The following is a 20,296-nucleotide window of genomic DNA, read 5'->3' on the forward strand; positions in this document are numbered from 1 at the left end:
TGGTACAAACAGCCCGTACCACGATCTGTACCCAGCGTCAGCAACGCCGCCCCGGCCCGGGTGCCCCGGCCGCCACGCAGGTCAGGACAGACCGGAGCGCCCGCTCGACGGGTGCGGGGGCACGTCCGTCTCGGGCTGGACGCTGAGCACCTGGTCGATCAACTCGCGCAACTCGTCGATCGCCGCCACGACCGCCTGCGGATCGCGCGCGTCGCGCCGCACGACCGCCGGCGCGGCAGCCGCATCGAGGCGCGCCACCTCCCCGAACCGGGGGCCCCGGCGACCGTCCGCCGCCAACTGCTCCGCCGCGACCTGTGGCCACAACGCCGCCAGACGCCCGCCGGTGCCGAGCACCTCGTCGCAGCGGACGGCGAACTCGTGGCTGCCGTATCGGCGACCGGACTCCACCGCGGCGACCGTCTCCCGACTGAACCGCACCCGCTCCGCGAGCGCCCGCTGGGTCAGCCCCTGCCGGGTACGCCAGGCGCGCAGTTCGGCACGAAACCGGTGGATGGCACCGGAGCCAGCGGCGCTCGACGGGGGCGTGCGATCCATGTGTTCACCTTCACGACGCCGATCGACCGGCATCGGTATCGGCATCAATCGACGTTGGGCGATGACTGGACATTCGCAGGGGACAATTCTTAACCCATGAAGCGACGGGTGTGAAGACGTGACTTCATAGAGTGGTCACCCGCCCCGGCTCGACGGCCTGCGGGCGGCCGGGCGGATGCGCCCGCACCCGGCCGGGAGCCCACCCGTCGGCGGGCCGCCGAAGAAGGACCTTCCGCCTCCTCTGAGCAGGCTCGGCCCACCACGACATCGCCCTTCGGTCGCCGGTCACCCCGCGACAGGCGTCGCCGGACCGACGGAGGGCACCGTCGCGTCGATGACCACCGGCAGGCTCCGGTGCGCCCGGAACGCGATATTCGCTTTGTATGAACGGCGGTGGTCGGATGTTAAGCGCAGGCCCGGAATTGCCGTGGCGAGCCGGGCCAACGCGACCCGCGCCTCCAGTCGCGCCAGTGCCGCACCGATACAGAAATGGGGCCCGTGCCCGAAAGACAGGTGGCCGTCCGCGTCGGGCCGGTGGGGGTCGAATTGGTCCGGCCGGGAGAACACCGCCGGATCCCGGTTCGCGGCGCCGATGAGCAGCAGGCAGCGCGCCCCCGCCGGGATCGTGACACCGCCCAGGGTCACGGGCCGGCGGGTCACCCGCAGCCAACCGTCGATGGCGGGCGCGTAGCGCAGCGTCTCGGTCAGGAAACCGGGTATCCGCCGCGGATCCTCGGCCATCGCCCGCCACCCGTCCGGGCTCGACAGCGCCCGGTCCAGCGCGTGGGCGAGCAGCCCTGCCGTGGTCTCGTGCCCGGCGACCAGGAGGTTGAACACGATGCTCGCCACCTCGGCCGCCGTGAGCACCTCGTCGTCGCCGTCGCGGTACGCCAGCAGCCGCCCGACGTAGTCGTCGCCGTAGCGGCCACCGTCGAGCCGGGCGCGCACCAGCTCCTGGCAGTAGCGCCAGAACTCCAGCAGGCCCTGGGCGAGCCGGACCTGCTCGCCCGGGTCGGGCTGCCCCCAGATCAGTGCGATCTGGCCGTCCGCCCAGGCCCGGACCCGCCCGACGTCCACCTCGGGCACGCCGAGGATGTCGAGCACGACCAGCAGGGGCAGTTCGGTGGTGAACTCCGCGACGAGGTCGGCCCGCCCGCCGGAGCGGGCGACGAGCCGGGACACCAGTTCGTCGACCCGACGCCGGACGATGTCGCCGTACTGGTGCTCGACGCGTTCGGGGGTGTTGGCGAAGGTGGCCCGCAGGGCTCGGCGGGTCCGGGGGTGCACCGGGGGGTCCGCGGCAGCCGTGGTGGGCGGCGCGTCGATCCCGGCGATCACGTCCATCGCCTCGGGACAGACGTCGTACACCGGCGCGAGGGTGAGGGCGTTGCCGAAGGTCGCGGCGTCACCGAGCGCGCGGCGGACGTCGGCGTGCCTGGCGATCAACCACAGCCCCAGGTCCGGGTCGTGGTGCACCCCGTCGGACTCGTCGAGGAGCCGCCGCCACACGTACGCCGGATCGGCGAGATACGCCCCCACGAACGGATTCAATCGCATGACCGCCTCCTGGAGTGCCATGGCTGCGCCGCGGAATTGCCGAGCGCCCTCCGGGCTCCGGTTATCGCCGCACGCCCTCACGGTGCGTCAATTACGAGATGAAGTCAATATCAGTCTTCTTCAATTCGTTTATTCGCTATTTCATGCCGTCGTGAACGCGCGCACCATTTCGTCCTGCAACTTGCGAGGCGCGCCTTGCCCGGAACCACCGCGATGAACAGGGTAAACGACGCAGCGGCGCGCATCGGGCGACCGCACCGACCCGCCGCCCGCGTGTCCCGAATGGCTCCCGAAAGGCGGGCGCGCCGTGGCGACCACCGCGCTCCGGGTCGTCGGTCGGGGCCCATTTCGGCGAACCCCGCCCCGACGAGGCACTCGGCACGATGCGCGACGCCTCCGAACGGCCGGATGCCGGTGGCCCGGCCACCAGGGGCGGCACGGTGCCCCGCGGCACCGACGACCGGGACAGCCGCGACACCCGGTGCCGCCGAGGCGCCGCCCCGTCCGCGGGCCGGTCGGCGGGCTCCCCGCCGACCGGCCCGCCGGAGCGCTACAGGGTGCGGGCGAGGCGGTCGGCGAGGATGCGGGTGAACCGGGACGGGTCGGCCAGCTCCCCGCCCTCGGCAAGCAGCGCCATGCCGTAGAGCAGTTCGGCGGTCTCCTTCAGCGACTCCTCGGTGCCGCCCTGCTCGTGGGCCTTGCGCAGGCCGGTGACGAGCGGGTGCCCGGGGTTGAGCTCCAGGATCCGCTTGACCGCCGGCACCTCGTGCCCCATCGCCCGGTACATCTTCTCCAGCGTCGGGGTGATGTCGTGGGCGTCACCGACGACACAGGCCGGCGACGTGGTCAGCCGGGAGGAGAGGCGCACCTCCTTGACGGAGTCGGCGAGGGTGGCGCCCATCCACGTGAGCAGGTCGGCGAAGTCCCTGCGCTGCTGCTCGCGCTCGGCCTCGGCCTCCTTCTTCTCCTCCTCGGTGTCCAGGTCGACCTGGCCCTTGGCGATCGAACGCAGGGTCTTGCCGTCGTACTGGCCGACCCGCTCGACCCAGACCTCGTCGACCGGGTCGGTGAGGAGCAGCACCTCGTAACCCTTGGCGCGGAACGCCTCCATGTGCGGCGAGTTCTCGATCATGGAGCGGGACTCGCCTGTGGCGTAGTAGATGTCGCTCTGCCCGTCCTTCATCCTGCTGACGTAGCCGGCGAGGTCGGTCGGCTCGGCCGGGTCGTGGGTGGAGGCGACCGAGAGGATCTCCAGGAGGGTGTCCCGGTTCTCCGTGTCGTCGATCAGGCCCTCCTTGACCGCCGCGCCGAACTCCGTCCAGAAGGTCCGGTAGCGGTCGGCGTGGTTGGCCTTCATGTCCTTGACGGTGGACAGGATCTTCTTGACCAGCCGGCGGCGGACGACCCGGATCTGCCGGTCCTGCTGGAGGATCTCCCGGGAGATGTTCAGCGACAGGTCGTGCGCGTCCACGACGCCCTTGACGAAGCGCAGGTAGTTCGGCATGAGCGCTTCGCAGTCGTCCATGATGAAGACGCGCTTGACGTAGAGCTGCACGCCGCGGCGGCCCTGCGGGGCGAACAGGTCCAGCGGGGCGTGGGAGGGGAGGAACAGCAGCGCCTCGTACTCGAAGGTGCCCTCGCCCTTCATGTGCACGATGTCCAGCGGGTCGGCCCAGTCGTGGCTGACGTGCTTGTAGAACTCCTTGTACTCGGCCTCGTCGACCTCGTCGCGGGGCCGGGCCCAGAGCGCCTTCATCGAGTTGAGCGTCTGGGTCTCGGTGGTGCTCTCGTCGCCCTCGCCCGGACGCTCGACGGTCATCCGGATCGGCCATGCGATGAAGTCGGAGTACCGCTTGACGATCTCCCGGATCGTCCACTCGGCGGTGTAGTCGTGCAGGTTGTCCTCGGCGTCGGCCGCCTTGAGGTGCAGGGTCACCGCGGTGCCCTGCGGCGCCTCGTCGACGGCCTCGACCGAGTAGGTGCCCTCGCCGGCCGACTCCCAGCGGGTGCCGCCGGTCTCCCCCGCCCGCCGGGTCACCAGCTCGACCCGGTCGGCGACCATGAACGCCGCGTAGAAGCCGACCCCGAACTGGCCGATCAGCTCCTGCCGCGCCCCGGCGTCGGCGGACTCGCGCAGCTTGCGCAGCAGCTCCGCCGTGCCGGACTTGGCGATCGTGCCGATCACCTGGACCACCTCGTCGCGGGACATGCCGATGCCGTTGTCCCGGACGGTCAGCGTGCGCGCCGCCTTGTCGACCTCGATCTCGATGTGCAGGTCGGAGGTGTCGACCTCCAGGTCCTTGTCGACCATCGACGCCAGGCGCAGCTTGTCCAGCGCGTCCGAGGCGTTCGAGATCAGTTCGCGCAGGAAGACGTCCTTGTTCGAGTAGATCGAGTGGACCATCAGCTGGAGCAGCTGACGCGCCTCGGCCTGGAACTCCAACGTCTCGGCCCGGTTACTCACGCCGTGTCCTTTCATCCTCGAAAGCCCACCAGAGAGGTTCGCGCAAAGGATACGAGCCGTCGCCCACGGCGAGACGACGACGCCCGGTCGGAGTCTCCCGACCGGGCGTCGTCAAGGGGTACGCGTCAGAGGCCGAGCCGCGATCCCGGTCGACGCTGGGCGCGCTTCGCGCCGATTGTCCACTTCTAGTGAAGTTCGTCACGGACCCCCGCACTGCCGGGCCGCCCCGGGTCGCGAACCGTTCGCGGGCACGCGTTGCCGTCAGGCTCTACCGTCGACGGTGGCGTCACCGTGGCCGCCGGGAGAGCAGAGGGCTGGTGCGACCGCCACATCCGGCGGTCAGTACGGTAGGGATGTGTCTCTATGGATGGCCGCGATGTGGGGACTGGTCGGCAGCGCGGTGGCCGAGGCGCTCAACCTGTCCGGGATGATGCGCCCCACCACCGAGTCGGGGGGCCGGTGGCAGTGGCCGTGGCGGGACCGGCGGGACGCGCCGATCGTCGTGTTCGCGGTGCTGCTCAGGACCGTGGCCGGGACCGGGCTCGCCGCCGCGGCCGGGGCGGGTGGCCTCGCCACCACAGCCTTCGCCAGCTTCACCTTCGGGGTGGCGGCCCCGCTCGTGATCGCCAAGATGTTCGACCAGGTCCGGGTGACGGACCAGCCGACCGACGGCGCGCCCGGCGGACCGGACGGCGAGCACGATGACGCCGCCTGAGAGCCTGCTGGGCAGGGTCGTCTCCGCGCTGGCGGCCCGTCCGGCCACCACGGCGACGGCCGTACCCGTTCCGACGAGGACCAGGTTGGCCGCCGCGCTGGCGGCCAGGCCGGTCGCCGCCGCGGAGGCTCGTCGCGCGCCGGCGCCCGTCGGGGAGGCCGAGCACGGCGGGAAGCTGACCCAGCGGGTCAGGGAGGTGCTGGCCGGCATCCTCGGCGTCACCGCCGACCAGCTGCGCGTCGACGCCGACGGCGACGTCGCCATCCGCGTCGGCTCCGCCATGATCTTCGTACGGGCACAGGACGACCCGCCGCTGGTCGACGTGTTCTCACCCCTGCTCACCGGGGTCGAGCCGACCGAGTCGCTGTACCGGCGGCTCTCCGACCTCACCAACGGTCTCGTCGTCGGCCGGGTCTACTGCACCGGCGACACGGTCTGGGCGTCCGTCCCCGTCTTCGGCCAGGACTTCGTCCCCACCCACCTGCTGCTGGCCGTACGGGCCATGGTCGAGCTCGCCGACGACCTCGACGACCAGCTCCGGCGGGAGTTCGGCGGCAGCCGCTTCTTCGGCGAGGAGTCCTCGGGCCTGGCGGCGGTGCCCGACCCGACCGGCTACCTGCGCGACCTCGACCGGGCTGGCGCGAGCGGGGCGGGCAGCGTCCTGGTCGACCTGCTGGCCGACCGGGGGCGGACGGAGGAACTGCGGGCCCGCGCCGAGCACGGCGACTGGCACGCCGCCACCCGGCTCGCCGCGCTGCTCGCCGAGGAGGGGCGCGCCGACGAGGCCGAACGGTACTGGCGGATCGCCGCCGAGCAGGGCGACCCGAGAGGCCGCGACGAGCTGGCCAGCCTGCTGGCCGCCCGGGGCCGGCACGACGAGGCGATCGCGCTGCTGCGGCAGGCGGTCGACGACGGCGACTGGCGCCCCCTGCCGCTGCTGCTCACGCTGCTCACCGAGCGCGGTCTACTCGACGAGGCGGTCGCGCTGCTGCGCCGCCGCGCCGCCGACCGGGACTGACCGCCACCGCGCCGCCGGCCCGCACCGACCGCCGCCGCGCGGCAGACCCGCACCGACCGTCGCCGGCCCGAACCGGCCGCCGTCGCGCCGCCGCCCCCGCGGAAGCAGCCGCCGTGCGGCAGACCCCCGAGCGACCACCCGTCCGGGATCCGGAGAACGATCCGCGTCCGGAGGTGTGGCCGCGGCGGCGGGTGGGTAGAGAAACACGCTGGGGTGCCGGCGGACGTGCAGCTGAGGCCGGGTGCCAGGATGAGCGCGTAACACCAGCAAGGGTCGGCCGGGCCCGGAAGTGAGGGCTGCGATGGGGTGCGACCGAAGGTGACGCGGCCCACGGGGGACCTGTTCGCCGGGGGCGGCGAGACCGGACGGCTGATGGCGCGGCTGGACTGGGCGGCGACTCCGCTCGGCCCCGTCGACGGCTGGCCGCAGAGCCTGCGCGCCGCCGTACGGATGGTGCTCTCCTCCCGCTACCCGATGCTGCTGCTCTGGGGCGACCGGTTCACCCAGCTCTACAACGACGCGTACTCGGCGCTGATCGGTGACAAGCACCCCGACGCGCTCGGCGGCGACGTCCGGGTCACCCTGGCCGAGGGCTGGGACGTGCTGGCCCCGTTGATCGACGAGGCGATGGCGACGGGGGTCGCCAGCTGGGTGCCGGCCCTGCGACTGCTGCTCGACCGGGCCGGCTACCGCGAGGAGGCGTACTTCAGCGTCTCGCACGCCCCCGCCCGTGACGACGAGGGACGCACGGTCGGCGTGCTCACCGTGTGCAGCGAGGTCACCGAGCAGGTGGTCGGCGAGCGTCGGCTGCGCCTGCTGCGCGACCTGTCCGTACGCGGCGACGGGCGGACCGTCGACGTGGGGAGCACCTGCGCAAGGCTCGCCGAGGCCGTCGGCGGGCACCCGCTGGACGTCCCGTTCGCCGCGATCTACCTGCGCGAGGACGCGCTGCTGCGCCGGGCCGCCTGCGTCGGCGGCGAGAGGGTGGCCGCGGCGCTGCCGGCGACCCTGCCGGCCACCGAGGATCGGGAGTGGGGCCTGGCGTCCGCCGCCGGCGGCACGGCGGCCGAGGTCACCGGGGTGGCCGAGCGGCTCACCGTGCCCGCCGGGCCCTGGGGTGACCCGGTCGGCACGGCCCTGGCCCTGCCGCTGCCCTCGGCGGAGGCGGACCAGCCACTCGGGGTGCTCCTGGTCGGGGTCAGCCCGAGCCGAGGGCTGGACGAGGCGTACCGGTCGTTCTTCGCGCTGCTGGCCCAGCAGGTCGCCGTCGCCGTGCGCAACGCGCGGGCGTACGAGGAGGAGCGCCGGCGGGCCGAGGCGCTCGCCGAGCTGGACCGGGTCAAGACCGGCTTCTTCACCAACGTCAGCCACGAGTTCCGCACCCCGCTGACGCTGATGCTCGGCCCGCTCGCCGATGCCCTCGCCGACCACGAGCACCCGCTGCCGGCCGTGCAGCGGGAGCGGGTCGACGCCGCCTCGCGCAACGCGACCCGGCTGCTCACCCTGGTCAACAGCCTGCTCACCTTCTCCAGCCTGGAGGCGGGCCGGGCGCAGAGTCACGCCCGCGAGGTCGACCTGGCCGCGCTCACCGCCGAGCTGGCCAGCGTCTTCCGGGCCGCCGTGGAGCGCGCCGGGCTGCGCCTGGAGGTCGACTGCCCGCCCCTGCCGCGTCCGGTCGCCGTCGACCCGGTCAACTGGGAACGCATCGTCACCAACCTGCTGTCGAACGCCCTGAAGTACACCTTCGTCGGCCGGATCCGGGTCGGGCTCACCGCCGACGAGCAGGAGGTGCGGCTGACCGTCACCGACACCGGCATCGGCATCTCCGAGGAGGAGCTGCCCCGGCTCTTCGAACGCTTCCACCGGGTGCAGGGCGCCCGGTCCCGCAGCCACGAGGGCACCGGCATCGGGTTGCCCCTGGTCCGCGAGCTGGCCCGCCTGGAGGGCGGCGACGTGCGGGTGGAGAGCCGGGTGGGGGCCGGGACGACGTTCACCGTGGCGCTGCCCTTCCGCGCCGTGGGGCGGCCCGCCGCACCGGCGGACGTGGACGGCATCGGTCAGGCGGCCCGAGCCGCCGCGCAGGAGGCGATCGGCTGGCTGGCCGACCCGGCGCAGGAGTCGGCGACCTCACCGGCCGGGCCGCCGGTGTCACCGTACGGGACGGTGGACCCGCTGCGGGACGCGCGGATCCTGGTGGCCGACGACAACGCGGACATGCGCGCGTACCTGGCCCGGCTGCTGACCGGGCAGGGTTGGCGGGTGGAGACGGTCGGCGACGGCCGGCAGGCGCTGGCGGCGATCCGCCGGGAGCAGCCGGACCTGGTCCTCACCGATGTGATGATGCCGGACGTCGACGGCTTCGAGCTGGTGCGTCGGCTGCGCCAGCAGGCCGACACGCGGGCGCTGCCGGTGGTGGTGCTCTCCGCGCGCGCGGGTGGGGACGCCAGCGTCGAAGGGCTCGACCTGGGCGCCGACGACTACGTGGTCAAGCCCTTCGCCGCGGGCGAGCTGATCGCCCGGATCCGGGCGACCCTGCACGGCGCCCGCGTCCGGGGGCAGCGCCCGGCCGGCGCCTCGGGGGCGGCCGACTGGGACGATCCGGCGGTGGCCGCGCGCGGCGGCGGGACGGCGGCGCCGACGCCGACCGGGCCGGGCCGGGCGAGCGCGCTGTTCCCGCAGGGCGGCCCGGACACCGACCCCGTCGGGAACGGGCCGCGCACGCGGGGCGGGGTGTCGGACCCCGCGCACCTGGCGGCGCTGGAGACCGGGTGGACGTACCCGTCGAAGCCCACCTCGGCCTCGGCCATGCGCCGGGACGTGCGGGCGTCGTTGGAGGCCCTGGACGTCGATCCGGACATCGTGCAGGACCTGCTGCTGGCCGCCTCCGAGGCGGTCAACAACGCCGTGGAGCACGCGCAGCGCCCCAGCCGACCGGAGGTGCGGGTGCGACTGCGGGTGGTCGCGGGCACGGTCCAGATCTCGGTGCGGGACTTCGGCACCTGGCGCGACCGCCGGCCCGCCATGGACCGGGGTCGCGGCGCCACGCTGATGAACGCGTACGGCGACGTGCGGATGGTGTCGACCGCCGAGGGCACCACGGTCACGATCGAGCGCCGCCTGTCACCCGCCCCCTGACGACCCCGACCACCCGGACCCGACGCCGACCGGCCACGCGACACGGGCCCACCCGATCAGCCCGGATGTCGCATTCCGGAGGTCTGGTCTCCCGGTCTGGTGCCGTGTGTCGGGTTTGTGGTGGGTTGTGGTGGCGGGCGCCACCGGCTCGGCGGGCATGCACCGGGGGCCCGGGTCGTTGTATCCATCGTGACCGCGTGGCCCCCGCGCCGTTCCGACGGCCCGGGCGACGGCCGGAATGCCGACCGGACCCGCGTCGTTACATCCCCCGGGACCCGAGACGAGCCGGGCCGCCGGCCGCCGGAATGCGTGGCCCGGCCCGCCGGTTACACCCCCCGGGACCGCGCCCCACCCCCTCCGGGTCGAGGGCGCCTGATCCCCTCTGGTTCGACCTTTCCTTTCCCGTGACGCACCCACCCCCCTTGGTGTGTCGCGTACCCCCGATCGAAAGGTGCACCCCATCATGCGTACCAACCTGATCCGCAACGCCGCCCTGACCGCTGCCGGCCTCGCCTTCACCGGCGGCGCCATCGCCGGCCCCGTCACCGCCGCCCACGCCGCCCCCACCCAGGGCAAGCCCACCACCGTCGCCCAGGACCGCAAGAACGGCGAGCGGGAACTGGGCGTGCGCTACGAAGCCCAGCCCAACTTCTACTACTGCGGCCCCGCCGCCGCCCGCAACGCCCTGAGCGTGCAGGGCAAGAACATCGACGTCGACACCATGGCCAAGCAGATGGGCACCACCGAAGCCGGCACCAACTCCATCAACGACATCACCCCCGTACTGAACAAGCAGACCGGCAAGGACGCCTACCAGTCGGTGGAGATCCGCCAGGCCAAGGCCGACGACAAGCAGACCGACACCCTGCGCACCGACATCACCAAGGCCATCGACGAAGGCCACGCCGTCGTGGCGAACATCGCCGGCACCGCCACCGACACCGACGGCGGCGTGCACTCCTTCGAAGGCGGGCACTACATCAGCGTCGTCGGCTACCGCGACAACGGCCACACCGTCACCATCGCCGACTCCGCCGACCCCGCCCAGGCCTCCTACCGGATGAGCATCGACAACCTCGCCGACTGGATCGCCACCCGCGGCTACACCGCCTGACCCCAACCAGCCGAACACCACCAACGACAAGGGCCGGCCCCCACCCGGGGGCCGGCCCTTTCGTCGTACCCGCGTCAGGCCGCGTAGCGGGCGGCGAGGTCGACGGTGCGACGGGCGGCGGCGACCATGGCCCGGTCGGCGAACCGGCCGTCCGGCAGCACCACCGTGCCGGAGCTGCGGGTCTGCGCCTCCGCCACCGCGGCGAGCAGTTCCTCCGCGCGGGCCACCTCGCCCTCCGCCGGGCGGAACGCCTCGGCGATCACCGGAAGCTGGCGTGGGTGGATGGCCGCCCGGCCGAGGAAGCCGAGCCGCCGGCCGAGGGCGCACGAGGCGGCGAGGCCGTCGAGGTCGGCGACGTGCGCGTACACCGACATGGCGGGCGGGGGCAGGGCGGCCGCGCGGGCCGCGACCACGACCCGGCCACGGGCCCAGGCCAGGCCGGCGTCGTCGTCGACGCCGAGGTCGGAGCGCAGGTCGGCCTCGCCGAGACCGATCGAGGCCACCGCGGGGTCGGCGGCGGCGATGGCGTACGCGGACTCCAGGCCGAGGGCCGACTCGATCAACGGGTGCAGCGGGGCGTCCGTCCGGGCGGCGACGGCGGCGACGGCGTCCGCCGACTCCACCTTCGGCAGCCGCAGCCCCGACAGCCCGGGGCGGCCGGCCACCGCGGCCAGGTCGGCGTCGAGGTCCGGGCCGGTCAGCTCGTTGACCCGGACCTGGACCGGCACCGGGTGCGGCTGCCCGAGGAACTCGGCGACGGCCTGCCGCGCGTACGCCTTGCGGTCGGCGAGCACCGCGTCCTCCAGGTCGAGGATCACCGCGTCGGCGCCCGAGGCGACCGCCTTGGCGAACCGGTCAGGCCGATCGCCGGGCACGTAGAGCCAGGTCAGCAGCAATCAGATCACCCCCTTCTCGCGCAGTGCCGCCAGCTCGGCGTCGGCCAGGCCGAGGGACCGCAGCACCGCGTCGGTGTCCTGGCCGTGCCGGCGCCCGGCGTGCCGGATGTCCCCCGGCGTCTGCGAGAGCCGGAACGGCACGTTCTGCATCCGCACCTCGCCCAGCTCCTCGTCGGGAACGGTGCGGACGGTGCCGAGCGCGGCGTACTGCGGATCGGCGAGGATGTCCCGCACGTCGTAGACCGGGGCGACCGCCGCCTCGGCCGCCTCGAACGCCGCCACCACCTCGTCCCGGTCGCGTTCGGCGACCCAGGCGCTGACGGCGGCGTCCAGTTCGTCGGCGTGCGCGGCCCGGCCGCTGCCGGTGGCGAACCACGGTTCGTCCACCAGCTCCGGGCGGCCGACCAGCCGCAGCACCCGCTCGGCGATGCTCTGGGCGCTGGTCGACACCGCGACCCAGCGCCCGTCGGCGCAGCGGTACGTGTTGCGCGGCGCGTTGTTGTTGGACCGGTTGCCCAGCCGGGGCTGGACGTAGCCGAGCTGGTCGTACCAGGTGATCTGCGGGCCCAGCATGGCCATGATCGGCTCGATGATGGCGAGGTCGACCACCTGCCCGGCCCCGGTGAGGTCGCGGGACCGCAACGCCAGCATGACCGCGTACGCGGCCGCCAGCGCGGTCACCGAGTCGGCCAGCCCGAACGGGGGCAGGGTCGGCGGGCCGTCGGGCTCCCCGGTGGCGGCGGCGAAGCCGCTCATCGCCTCGGCCAGGGTGCCGAACCCGGGCCGCCGCGCGTACGGGCCGACCTGGCCGAAGCCGCTGATGCGGGCGATCACCAGCCGGGGGTTGACCGCGTGCAGCTCGGCCGGGCCGAGCCCCCACCGTTCCAGGGTACCGGGGCGGAAGTTCTCCACCAGCACGTCCGCGTCGGTGAGCAGCCGGCGCAGCAGCTCGGCGCCCTGCGGGTCGGAGAGGTTCAGGGTGACGGTGCGCTTGTTGCGCCCGAGCACCTTCCACCACAGCCCGACGCCGTCCTTCGCCGGGCCGTGCCCGCGCGACGGGTCCGGCTTGGCCGGATGCTCCACCTTGACCACGTCGGCGCCGAAGTCGCCGAGGAACGCCGCGGCGAGCGGCCCGGCGAAGAGGGTGGCCAGGTCGACCACCTTCACCCCGTCGAGCGGGCCGGGCCGGGCCGGTTCGGCTGCGGTCGTCACGGGGTCCCCTTCGTCGAATCGATGGTGGCGAGGAAGACGTCCCCGTTGCCGTGCGCCCCGCCCGGCAGCGCCCCGGCGGTGAGCCCGCTGACCAGCAGCCGCCCGTCCGCGCCGAGGGTGGCGTAGACGTTCTCCTCGCCGAAGGCGTCCGCGGCGTCGTCGCGGGCGGTGCCGTACTGGGCGACGCCGAGCTGGCGGCCCCGGGAGTCCAGGCGCAGCGTCAGCGCGTCCGCTCCCCCGACCGGCACCCCGAGGCTGCTGCCGGTGAAGCCGACCACGGCCACCGCCCCGCCGGGCAGGGCCACCACGTCGGCGCCGCCGTCGGCGCCCCGGCCGCCGGTCACCGTCCGCCAGCGCTGCCGGCCCGCCGCCGTGTACGCCACGGTCAGCACGTCGGTGCCGCCCGCGGTGGCCTCGCCGCCGACCGAGCCGGTGGCCACCACCGTGCCGGTGGAGCTGACCGCGACCCCGCCGAGCAGGTCGTCACCCGTCCCGCCGGCCGAGGTCACCCAGCCCCGGGTGCCGGCCGGATCGAAGCGGGCCAGCCAACCGTCGGTGCCGCCGAGCGCGGTGGTGCCGGGCAGGCCGGCCGAGGTGCCACCGGCGACGTACACGCCGCCGGCGTCGGCGGCCACCGCGTACGCCTTGTCCTCGCCGGGGCCACCGAACTGCCGGCTCCAGGCGACCGACCCGTCCGGGGCGATCCGGGCCAGCACCGCGTCCTTGTCCCCGGCCGGGGCCGTTCCGTCGAACGAACCGCTGGTGTAGCCGGCGACGTAGGCGCCGCCGTCCGGGGCTGCCGCGACGGCGTAGAACCGGTCCGCCCTGGCCGGGTCGCCGACCTGGGTCAGCCAGGCCCGCTGCCCGGTCGCGGTCAGCCGGGTCACGAACCCGTCGTCGGCCGGGCTGCCGGGGTGCCGGCCGTCGAGGTCGCCACGGGTGTAGCCGGCCGCGACCACGCCGCCGTCCGCCAGCGGCACCACTCCGTAGAGCCGCTCGTTGGCGGGGCTGCCGAACTGGGTCGTCCACCGGGTGCCGGTGGCGTCCAGTCGGCTCACCACGGCGTCCAGCCCGCCCGCGTACGGCTGGCCGGCCACCGGCCCGGAGGCCGCGTACCCGATGGTGGTGGCGCCGTCCGGGTGGGCGGCGACGCCGCCGGCCCAGTCGGTGCCCGCGCTGCCGTACGCGGGCCCGGGCAGCCCGGCCGGCGGGGTGACGCTCAGCGTGGGCGCCAGCCGCCGCAGGCCGTCCACGAAGGCCGGTCGCCAGACGTCCCAGTCGTGTCCCCCGTCGAGCACCCGGAACTCGGCGGCCACCCCGTCGGTGCGGCGCACCGTGTTGTAGAGGGTGGCCGCCTCGTAGTCCAGGTCGTGTGCCGCGTCCGCCGGGTTCGGGTTGGCCCACTCGTCGTCGCCGACCGCGATGTACATCCGCACCGGCGACCCGGCCGCCACGCCGGGCAGCAGCGCCGGGTAGTTCAACCGCTGGTACACCTCGTCGGAGAAGCGCTGCTCGCCGGAGCCGAAGGCGCCGAACTCGCGCGCCGAGGAGTCGGCCGGCGGCAGCGGCCGGTACACCGCCGGGCTGAGCACCAGCGCGTTGGCGAAGAGGTCGGCGTGGGCCAGGGCGTAGCGCAGGGCGCCGGCGCCGCCCATCGAGTAGCCGCCGACCAGCCGGGCGCCCCGGTGGGCCGCGGTGCGGTAGGTGGCGTCGACGTGTGCCACCAGGTCCCGGGTGAGCGCGGTCTCCACCGGCCGGCCCGGGTCGTCCGCGCCGGTGTACGCGGAGTCGACGTACCAGTTGCCGCGGCTGCTCCACGGCGCGTCGGGCAGCACGGCGATCACCGGGGGCACCTCACCGTCGGCGATCAGCCGGTCCAGGTCCGCCTTCACCCGGGTCCACGCCGCCATGGTGTCGCCCCGGCCGTGCAGCAGGTACAGCACCGGGTAGCGGGTGGCGCCGGCGGCGTCGTAGCCGGACGGCAGGTAGACGGTGTAGTCGATGTCGCCGCCCAGCGCCGGCGAGGGCGCGGCGGCGGTGGTCAGCGTGCCCGCGCTGAGCCGCTCGGCGGCGGCCGGCGCGGCGCCGGCCAACCCGAGCGCGAGGAGTACGGCGGCCACCCCGCCGCCGATCCGCCAGCGTCTGCTCATCAGCTCACTCCTGTCCGGTCGGGAGGTCGGCGGCGCAGCGGAAGCCGATTTGGTCGGAGCGGCTCATCCCGGCGCCGGTCAGCAGCAGCTTCACCGACACCTCCGGCGGCTGCGGGCCGCCGTCGAAGTACCAGTCGGAGCCCTCCGCCCGGTACGCGGAGCCGCCCTTGACGACGACGAACCGGGTCCGCCCGTCGGAGTGCTCGCTCTCGGTCAGGTTCCACACCAGCGGCTCCCGGCGGAGCAGCAGTCCCGCCTCGGCGGCCACCTGCCACTCGTCCTCGGTGGGCAGCCGCAGCCCGGCCCACGCCGCGTACGCCCGCGCGTCGGCCAGGTCGACCCCGGTGACCGGCGCGTCGGCCGGTCCCTGCCCGGCGGTGAACCGCTCCGGGCGCACCGGCCGGTAGCCGGTGGCGCGCAGGAACTCGGCGTACTGGCCGTGGGTGACCTCGCCGGTGGCGATCGCGAACCGGCCCAGTGCCACGCTGCGGCGCAGGGTGCCCATGTGGTGCAGCCGCGGCGGCAGTGGCTTCCACTCGTCGACGTACGGGGTCTCCCCGTACAGGCCGGTCTCCCGCACCCGGTAGCGCACCAGCAGGTCCCGCCGGCCGCCGTCGACGGCCACCATGCCCTCGGGCACCTCGGCCCGCGGCGCCCACGGGGTGCGCGCCCGCACCGCGGCGCGGGCCGGGAAGGACGGGTCGCCGGTCGGGGCGGGGTGCGTCGGCACGGCGGTGTCGGTGGCGAGCACCGCGGCGATCGCGCCCGCGGGCAGCGGGCCGCCCACGGCCACCCGGCCGTCCGGGGTCTCGGTGGCGGTCAGGTCGGCGCCGGTGACCAGGTCGACGAAGCGCCGGCCGGGACGCGGCTCGGTGACCAGCCACGGCCCGTCGTGGTCGCCGCCGCGGTTGACCACCGTCCACAGCGGCTCGCCGTCGTGCGTCCAGCGGGACGCGTACACCTGACCGGCGCCGGGGTGGTCGGCGAGCGGGACCCAGTCCTCCGCGCGCAGCCACGCGGCGTGGCTGGCCTGCACCCGGCGCATCGCCCGCAGCACCGCCCGGTCGCGGTCGTTCCAGCCGACCCAGACCCCGAAGACGCTCTCCCAGACCAGCACCCCGACCCCGTTGAGCCAGGCGGAGTGCAGCTCGTCGAGGTGGTCGCGGTGCCAGCGTCGGGTGTGGTGCAGCACGTGCCGCCGCTCGAACCACTTCGCCCGCAGCACGCCGGGCACCTCCGAGTCGGCGAACCACTGCGCCCAGGACATCGCGTGGTCGGCGATCCGGGCCAGCGGCACCCGGCTCTCCCCCTCCAGAACCATGCCGGGGCGGACGGCGTCCAGCTCGCGGCGCAGCTCGTCCGCGCCCTCCTTGAGGGTATCCAGGAAGACCCCGTCGACGCCGAGCTTGCCGGCCAACGCCGCGACCTCCTGCGCGTCGGTGCCGCTCTCGCGCCGGGTGCCGGTGTCCCACGGGTTGTAGTCGACGAACACCCGCACCCCGCGGGCCTGGAAGGCGCGCACCACCTCGGGCAGCTCGGGCACGTCCCGGTACCAGTCGAACTGGTTGCGCTCGTCGAGCCCGATCACCGGGTACGCGTGCCAGAGCACCACGCCGTCGAAGCCGCCGAAGTCCCGGCCGGCCGCGTCGAGGAAGGCATCGACGGTGAACACCCCGCGCTCGTGGTCGTAGAGCGTCTCGTCCCAGAGCCAGGCCAGGCAGACGCTGAAGCAGTCGCCGGGGATCTCGTCGTAGTGCGCGCCGGTGTAGCCGAGGCGGGCGCGGGCGTCGGCGCGCCAGCGGGTGAGCTGCTCGCGCCAGGCCGGCCAGTCGACCGGGTCGCCCGGAGCCGCGAAGATCTTCGCCTCGTCCAGCGCGGTCAGGTCCGCGTGCCCGCCCAGCGGCACCTCGGTCGGCCGGTCGATCGGGCGCGGTACGTAGGGGTTGAAGCTCACGGGACACCTCGGTAGGTCGCGGCGTACAGGGCCTCGATGGCGGCCCGGTCGGGCAGCGCGGTGGACGCGCCGGGGCGTTGCGCGCACGCCGCGCCGGCCGCGCAGGCCCAGCGCAGGGCGGCGGTGACGGCGTCGGCGTCGGGCGCGCCGCCGCGTTCGGCCCAGCCGACGGCGAGGGCGCCGGTGAACGCGTCACCGGCCGCGGTGGTGTCCACCGCCTCGATGCGCGGCGCGGGGATCGCCAACCGCGGGCCGCGCCGGTCGGCGTACGCGGCGCCCCGCGCGCCGAGCGTCAGCACCGCCCGGGGCACCAGCTCCAGCAGCGCGTCGAGCAGGACGCCCGGCTCGTCGGCGGTCGTCCCGGCGACGACGGCCGCCTCGTGCTCGTTGACCACCAGCACGTCGACCAGGCCGAGCAGGTCCGCCGGCAGCGGTGCGGCCGGCGCGGCGTTGAGCACCACGGTGGTGCCCGCCTCGCGCGCCCGGCCGGCGGCCCGCACCACGGTCGGCAGCGGCACCTCCAGCTGGAGCAGCAACACGTCCGCCGCGTCGATCGCCGCGAGGTCGGCGGCGTCCAGGTCGGTCAGCGCGGCGTTCGCGCCGGGGGCGACGAGGATGAAGTTCTCCGCCGCCCGGTCGACCGCGATCAGGGCGACGCCCGAGGGGCCGGGGACGGTACGCAGGCCACGGACGTCCACCCCGGCGGCGACCAGGTTGTCCCGCAACCGGTCCCCGAACTCGTCGGCGCCGACCGCGCCCACGAACGCGCAGCGCGCGCCCGCCCGGGCGGCGGCGACGGCCTGGTTGGCGCCCTTGCCGCCGGGCACGGTCCGGAAGTCCTCGCCGAGCACCGTCTCGCCGGGGCGGGGCAGTTGCGGCGCGGTGACCACCAGGTCCAGGTTGGCGCTGCCCACCACGACCACCCGCGCGCTCACGCCGACCCGCCCCGGGTCGCGGCGACGCCGGAGGACACGCCGGGGGCGGCCGGCTCGGCGAGGGCGAGGGTGCGGGTGGCCAGCTCGTCGAAGCCGATGCCGTCGAACCCGGCGATGCTGCTGGCGAGCCGGCCGCGCAGCGGGCCGACCCAGCGCTCGGGCAGCCCGGACGCGCCGGTCAGCGCCCCGGTCACCGCGCCGACGGTCGCGCCGGTCGAGTCGGTGTCCCAGCCGCCGCTGACGACCGCGCAGATCGACCGCTCCAACTCGCCCCGCCCGTACGCGAGGGCGGCGGCGACCAGGGCCGCGTTGTTGCGCACGTGCACCCAGTGCAGGTGACCGTGCCGGGCGTACAGCTCGTCCACCACCGTCTCCCAGTCGTCGGTACCCGAGCCGAGGGCGCGCGCCTCCCGGACGGTGGCGGCGAACCGGCTGCGCGGCGGCAGCACCGCCTCGCCGGCGTCGAGCACCTCGTCGACGTCGCCCGCCACGGTGGCGGCGGCGGCCAGCGCGGCCACCCAGATCGCCCCGTACACCCCGGCGCGGACGTGGCTGACCGTGGCGTCACGCCAGGCCAGCTCGGCGGCCCGGTCGGGGCGGCCGGGGTTGACCCAGCCGTACACGTCGGTGCGGATCTGCGCGCCGATCCACTCGCGGAACGGGTTGTGCCGCCGCGCGGTGTGCGGCGGGGCCAGCCCCAGCAGCAGGTTGCGGTAGGCCACCCGTTCGGCGGTGAAGACCCGCCCGCCGGGCAGCCAGTCCAGCCACGCCTGCGCCACGTCGGCGCTGGTGAAGTCCCGCCCGTGCGTCTCCAGCACGCGTAGCGCCAGCAGCGCGAAGTTCAGGTCGTCGTCCTCGGGCATCCCGTCGATGTTCTCGGCCAGGCTGGTCGGGGCGCTGCGCCGGTTCCACGGCCAGCGGGCCGCCACGTCGGCGGGCAGTCCCCGGGCCGTGAACCAGTCGCGCAGCGGCCACCGGCCGGTGGCGACGAGGATCTCCCGGATCCCGTGGCGGGGGATCTTCTCCACCGGCTTGCCGAGCAGGCAGCCGGCCGCCCGGCCGAGCCACGCGCCGTGCAGCCGGTCGTACGCGGCCGGGCCGGCGGGCAGCGACCAGTCCGCCGGCCAGGTGGCGCGGACGTCGGCCAGTTCCTCGGGCTCGTCGGGGCTGCCGGCGCCCGGCAGCGCGTCGGCCTCGTCGAGCAGGCGCGTGGCGAGGGCCCGCATCCGGGGCGTCGCGGGCGTGGGCGACGCCCCGCTGACCGGCGGGGTGAGCTCCCCGCCGGCCGCGCTCCACGCCGCGGCGATCCCGCTGACGTCGCGCCCCTCGTCCCGGCTGGCCGCGATCTCGTGCGGCAGCAGGTCCTCGGGCTGCACCCAGGTGATCCTCACCGGGCCGACTCCCCGGCCACCGCGCCGGACGGTCCGTCGGTCGTGACGCCGCCGCGCGCCGGGGCGTCGGCGAGGCCGGCGAAGCGCTCGGCCCGGCGGGCGAAGCGCTCCCGGTCACGGTCGAAGACCTCCGTGGCCACCTCGGCGAGCGCGCGGGCGGGCGCGACGAGGTCGGTACGGGAGGCGGTGGCGACCGCCTCCGACCACTCCGCCGGCACCGCCGCCGCACCGCCGAGGGCCCCGGCGATCGCCCCCGCCATGGTGGCGGTGGAGTCGGCGTCCCGGCCGTAGTTGACCGAGCCGAGCACCGCCTCGCGGAAGTCGCCGCCGGCCACCACCAGCATGCCGATCGCCACCGGCAGTTCCTCGATGGCGTGCAGCCGGCTCGGCCGCCGGGCGCCCAGCCCCGGGCTGCGGTACTCCTCCCCCACCGTGTCGTAGGGGGCGACCGCGCCGCGCAGCGGGCCGATGGCGGCGCGCCAGTCGTGGTGTCCCCGGGCCTCCTTCACCACGGCGTCGATGGCCGCCCGGGTGCCGTCGCGGGCCAGGTCGAGCGCCGCGGTGACCACGTCCTCGACGCCCGCGCCGGGGGTCGCGGCGGCGGCGACCGCGGCCGCGAAGACCGCCGCGGCCTCCCGACCGTAGCTGTGCTGGTGCGCTCCGGCGATCTCCACCGCCTCGGCGTACGCCCCGGCCGGGTCGCCCGCGTTGACGATGCCGACCGGGGCCATGTACATGGCCGCGCCGCAGTTGACGATGTTGCCGACCCCCGCCTCGCGCGGGTCGGCGTGCGCGTGGTGCAGGCGGGTGACCAACCACCGTTCGGCGGCCGCGAGCCGGTGGAAGGTCACCCCCTCGCGCTCCAGGTCCGGGATGTACACCACCCGCTCGATCAGGTCGGGGACGAGCAGGTCCACCACGTCGTACGCGTCGAGGTGGTCGCGCTTGGCCGCGTACGCCCGTACCAGCGCGTGGGTCATCAACGTGTCGTCGGTGATGTGCCCGTCGCCCTTGTGGTACGGCGCGAGTGGCCGCGCGGTGGCCCAGTCGGCGTGGTACGGGGGCACGATGCCCTCGACCCAGCCGCCGAAGCGGGCGCGGATCTGCTCCGGGAGCGCCGTCTCGGTGGCCCCGCCGAGGGCATCGCCCACCGCGGCACCGACCAGGCATCCGACCGACGTGTCGAGCAAGAGAGACATG

14 protein-coding genes are annotated in these 20,296 nt (G+C 74.9%); 4 read left to right on the forward strand and 10 right to left on the reverse strand.

What is annotated here, in order from left to right:
• Positions 1-81: 81 nt before the first annotated feature.
• From ACGF7U_RS15835 to htpG, 3 genes are all read right to left on the reverse strand, one after another.
• Positions 82-555, reverse strand: coding sequence for a helix-turn-helix transcriptional regulator (locus ACGF7U_RS15835; RefSeq protein WP_393107047.1), 474 nt, complete (start codon positions 553-555; stop codon positions 82-84).
• 285 nt (positions 556-840) lie between these two features.
• Positions 841-2,112 carry a cytochrome P450 gene (locus tag ACGF7U_RS15840; protein ID WP_393107049.1) on the reverse strand — a complete coding sequence of 424 codons (1,272 nt, stop codon included), beginning with the start codon at positions 2,110-2,112 and terminating at the stop codon, positions 841-843.
• A 550-nt stretch (positions 2,113-2,662) separates the two neighbouring features.
• Positions 2,663-4,576, reverse strand: a complete 1,914-nt coding sequence (htpG, locus tag ACGF7U_RS15845; protein ID WP_393107052.1) for a molecular chaperone HtpG — start codon at positions 4,574-4,576, stop codon at positions 2,663-2,665.
• Between the two features lie 355 nt (positions 4,577-4,931).
• Here htpG and ACGF7U_RS15850 point away from each other — a divergent pair, with 355 nt between their 5' ends.
• The 4 genes from ACGF7U_RS15850 to ACGF7U_RS15865 all read left to right on the forward strand — a co-directional run bounded on the left by ACGF7U_RS15850 (position 4,932) and on the right by ACGF7U_RS15865 (position 10,558).
• Positions 4,932-5,291, forward strand: a complete 360-nt coding sequence (locus ACGF7U_RS15850) for a hypothetical protein (protein WP_393107054.1) — start codon at positions 4,932-4,934, stop codon at positions 5,289-5,291.
• On the forward strand, positions 5,278-6,309 hold the full coding sequence (locus ACGF7U_RS15855; protein ID WP_393107056.1) for a hypothetical protein: 1,032 nt from the start codon (positions 5,278-5,280) through the stop codon (positions 6,307-6,309). Before ACGF7U_RS15850 ends, ACGF7U_RS15855 begins: the two co-directional genes overlap by 14 nt.
• A gap of 318 nt (positions 6,310-6,627) precedes the next feature.
• A complete protein-coding gene (locus tag ACGF7U_RS15860; RefSeq protein WP_393107058.1) occupies positions 6,628-9,444 on the forward strand; it encodes an ATP-binding protein in 2,817 nt (938 codons plus the stop codon).
• A gap of 463 nt (positions 9,445-9,907) precedes the next feature.
• Positions 9,908-10,558, forward strand: coding sequence for a C39 family peptidase (locus tag ACGF7U_RS15865; RefSeq protein WP_393107060.1), 651 nt, complete (start codon positions 9,908-9,910; stop codon positions 10,556-10,558).
• Positions 10,559-10,632: 74 nt separating this feature from the next.
• Here the strand turns inward: ACGF7U_RS15865 and ACGF7U_RS15870 are convergent, their stop codons facing one another.
• Genes ACGF7U_RS15870 through ACGF7U_RS15900 form a run of 7 tightly spaced genes read right to left on the reverse strand, consistent with a single transcriptional unit; the run spans position 10,633 to position 20,295 of the window.
• Positions 10,633-11,454 (reverse strand): HpcH/HpaI aldolase/citrate lyase family protein, encoded by an 822-nt coding sequence (locus ACGF7U_RS15870; RefSeq protein WP_393107062.1) that lies wholly within the window; start codon positions 11,452-11,454, stop codon positions 10,633-10,635.
• Positions 11,455-12,666 (reverse strand): CaiB/BaiF CoA transferase family protein, encoded by a 1,212-nt coding sequence (locus tag ACGF7U_RS15875; RefSeq protein WP_393107064.1) that lies wholly within the window; start codon positions 12,664-12,666, stop codon positions 11,455-11,457.
• Positions 12,663-14,816 (reverse strand): alpha/beta hydrolase, encoded by a 2,154-nt coding sequence (locus tag ACGF7U_RS15880; RefSeq protein WP_393107066.1) that lies wholly within the window; start codon positions 14,814-14,816, stop codon positions 12,663-12,665. The genes ACGF7U_RS15875 and ACGF7U_RS15880 overlap by 4 nt, the downstream gene beginning before the upstream one ends.
• Before the next feature lie 4 nt (positions 14,817-14,820).
• Entirely contained in the window at positions 14,821-16,770 is a 1,950-nt protein-coding gene (locus ACGF7U_RS15885; RefSeq protein WP_393107068.1) for an SUMF1/EgtB/PvdO family nonheme iron enzyme, read from the reverse strand.
• Positions 16,767-17,705: a ribokinase gene (locus ACGF7U_RS15890; RefSeq protein WP_393107070.1), complete on the reverse strand. Its 939-nt coding sequence runs from the start codon at positions 17,703-17,705 to the stop codon at positions 16,767-16,769. The genes ACGF7U_RS15885 and ACGF7U_RS15890 overlap by 4 nt, the downstream gene beginning before the upstream one ends.
• Positions 17,702-19,096 carry an ADP-ribosylglycohydrolase family protein gene (locus tag ACGF7U_RS15895; protein ID WP_393107072.1) on the reverse strand — a complete coding sequence of 465 codons (1,395 nt, stop codon included), beginning with the start codon at positions 19,094-19,096 and terminating at the stop codon, positions 17,702-17,704. The genes ACGF7U_RS15890 and ACGF7U_RS15895 overlap by 4 nt, the downstream gene beginning before the upstream one ends.
• The gene (locus ACGF7U_RS15900) at positions 19,093-20,295 is read right to left on the reverse strand and encodes an ADP-ribosylglycohydrolase family protein (protein WP_393107074.1); all 1,203 of its coding nucleotides are present in this window, start codon (positions 20,293-20,295) and stop codon (positions 19,093-19,095) included. The genes ACGF7U_RS15895 and ACGF7U_RS15900 overlap by 4 nt, the downstream gene beginning before the upstream one ends.
• Position 20,296: the final 1 nt, after the last annotated feature.

This window comes from Micromonospora sp. NPDC047670 (genome assembly GCF_043204915.1).
In the GTDB taxonomy this organism is placed as follows: domain Bacteria; phylum Actinomycetota; class Actinomycetes; order Mycobacteriales; family Micromonosporaceae; genus Micromonospora.

Excerpts from the sequence above, each read along its gene's own strand:
- ACGF7U_RS15855 (WP_393107056.1), top strand. The coding sequence starts at position 5,278 with ATGACGCCGCCTGAGAGCCTGCTGGGCAGGGTCGTCTCCGCGCTGGCG.
- ACGF7U_RS15840 (WP_393107049.1), bottom strand. The coding sequence starts at position 2,112 with ATGCGATTGAATCCGTTCGTGGGGGCGTATCTCGCCGATCCGGCGTAC.
- ACGF7U_RS15900 (WP_393107074.1), bottom strand. The coding sequence starts at position 20,295 with ATGTCTCTCTTGCTCGACACGTCGGTCGGATGCCTGGTCGGTGCCGCG.
- ACGF7U_RS15880 (WP_393107066.1), bottom strand. The coding sequence starts at position 14,816 with ATGAGCAGACGCTGGCGGATCGGCGGCGGGGTGGCCGCCGTACTCCTC.
- ACGF7U_RS15865 (WP_393107060.1), top strand. The coding sequence starts at position 9,908 with ATGCGTACCAACCTGATCCGCAACGCCGCCCTGACCGCTGCCGGCCTC.
- ACGF7U_RS15835 (WP_393107047.1), bottom strand. The coding sequence starts at position 555 with ATGGATCGCACGCCCCCGTCGAGCGCCGCTGGCTCCGGTGCCATCCAC.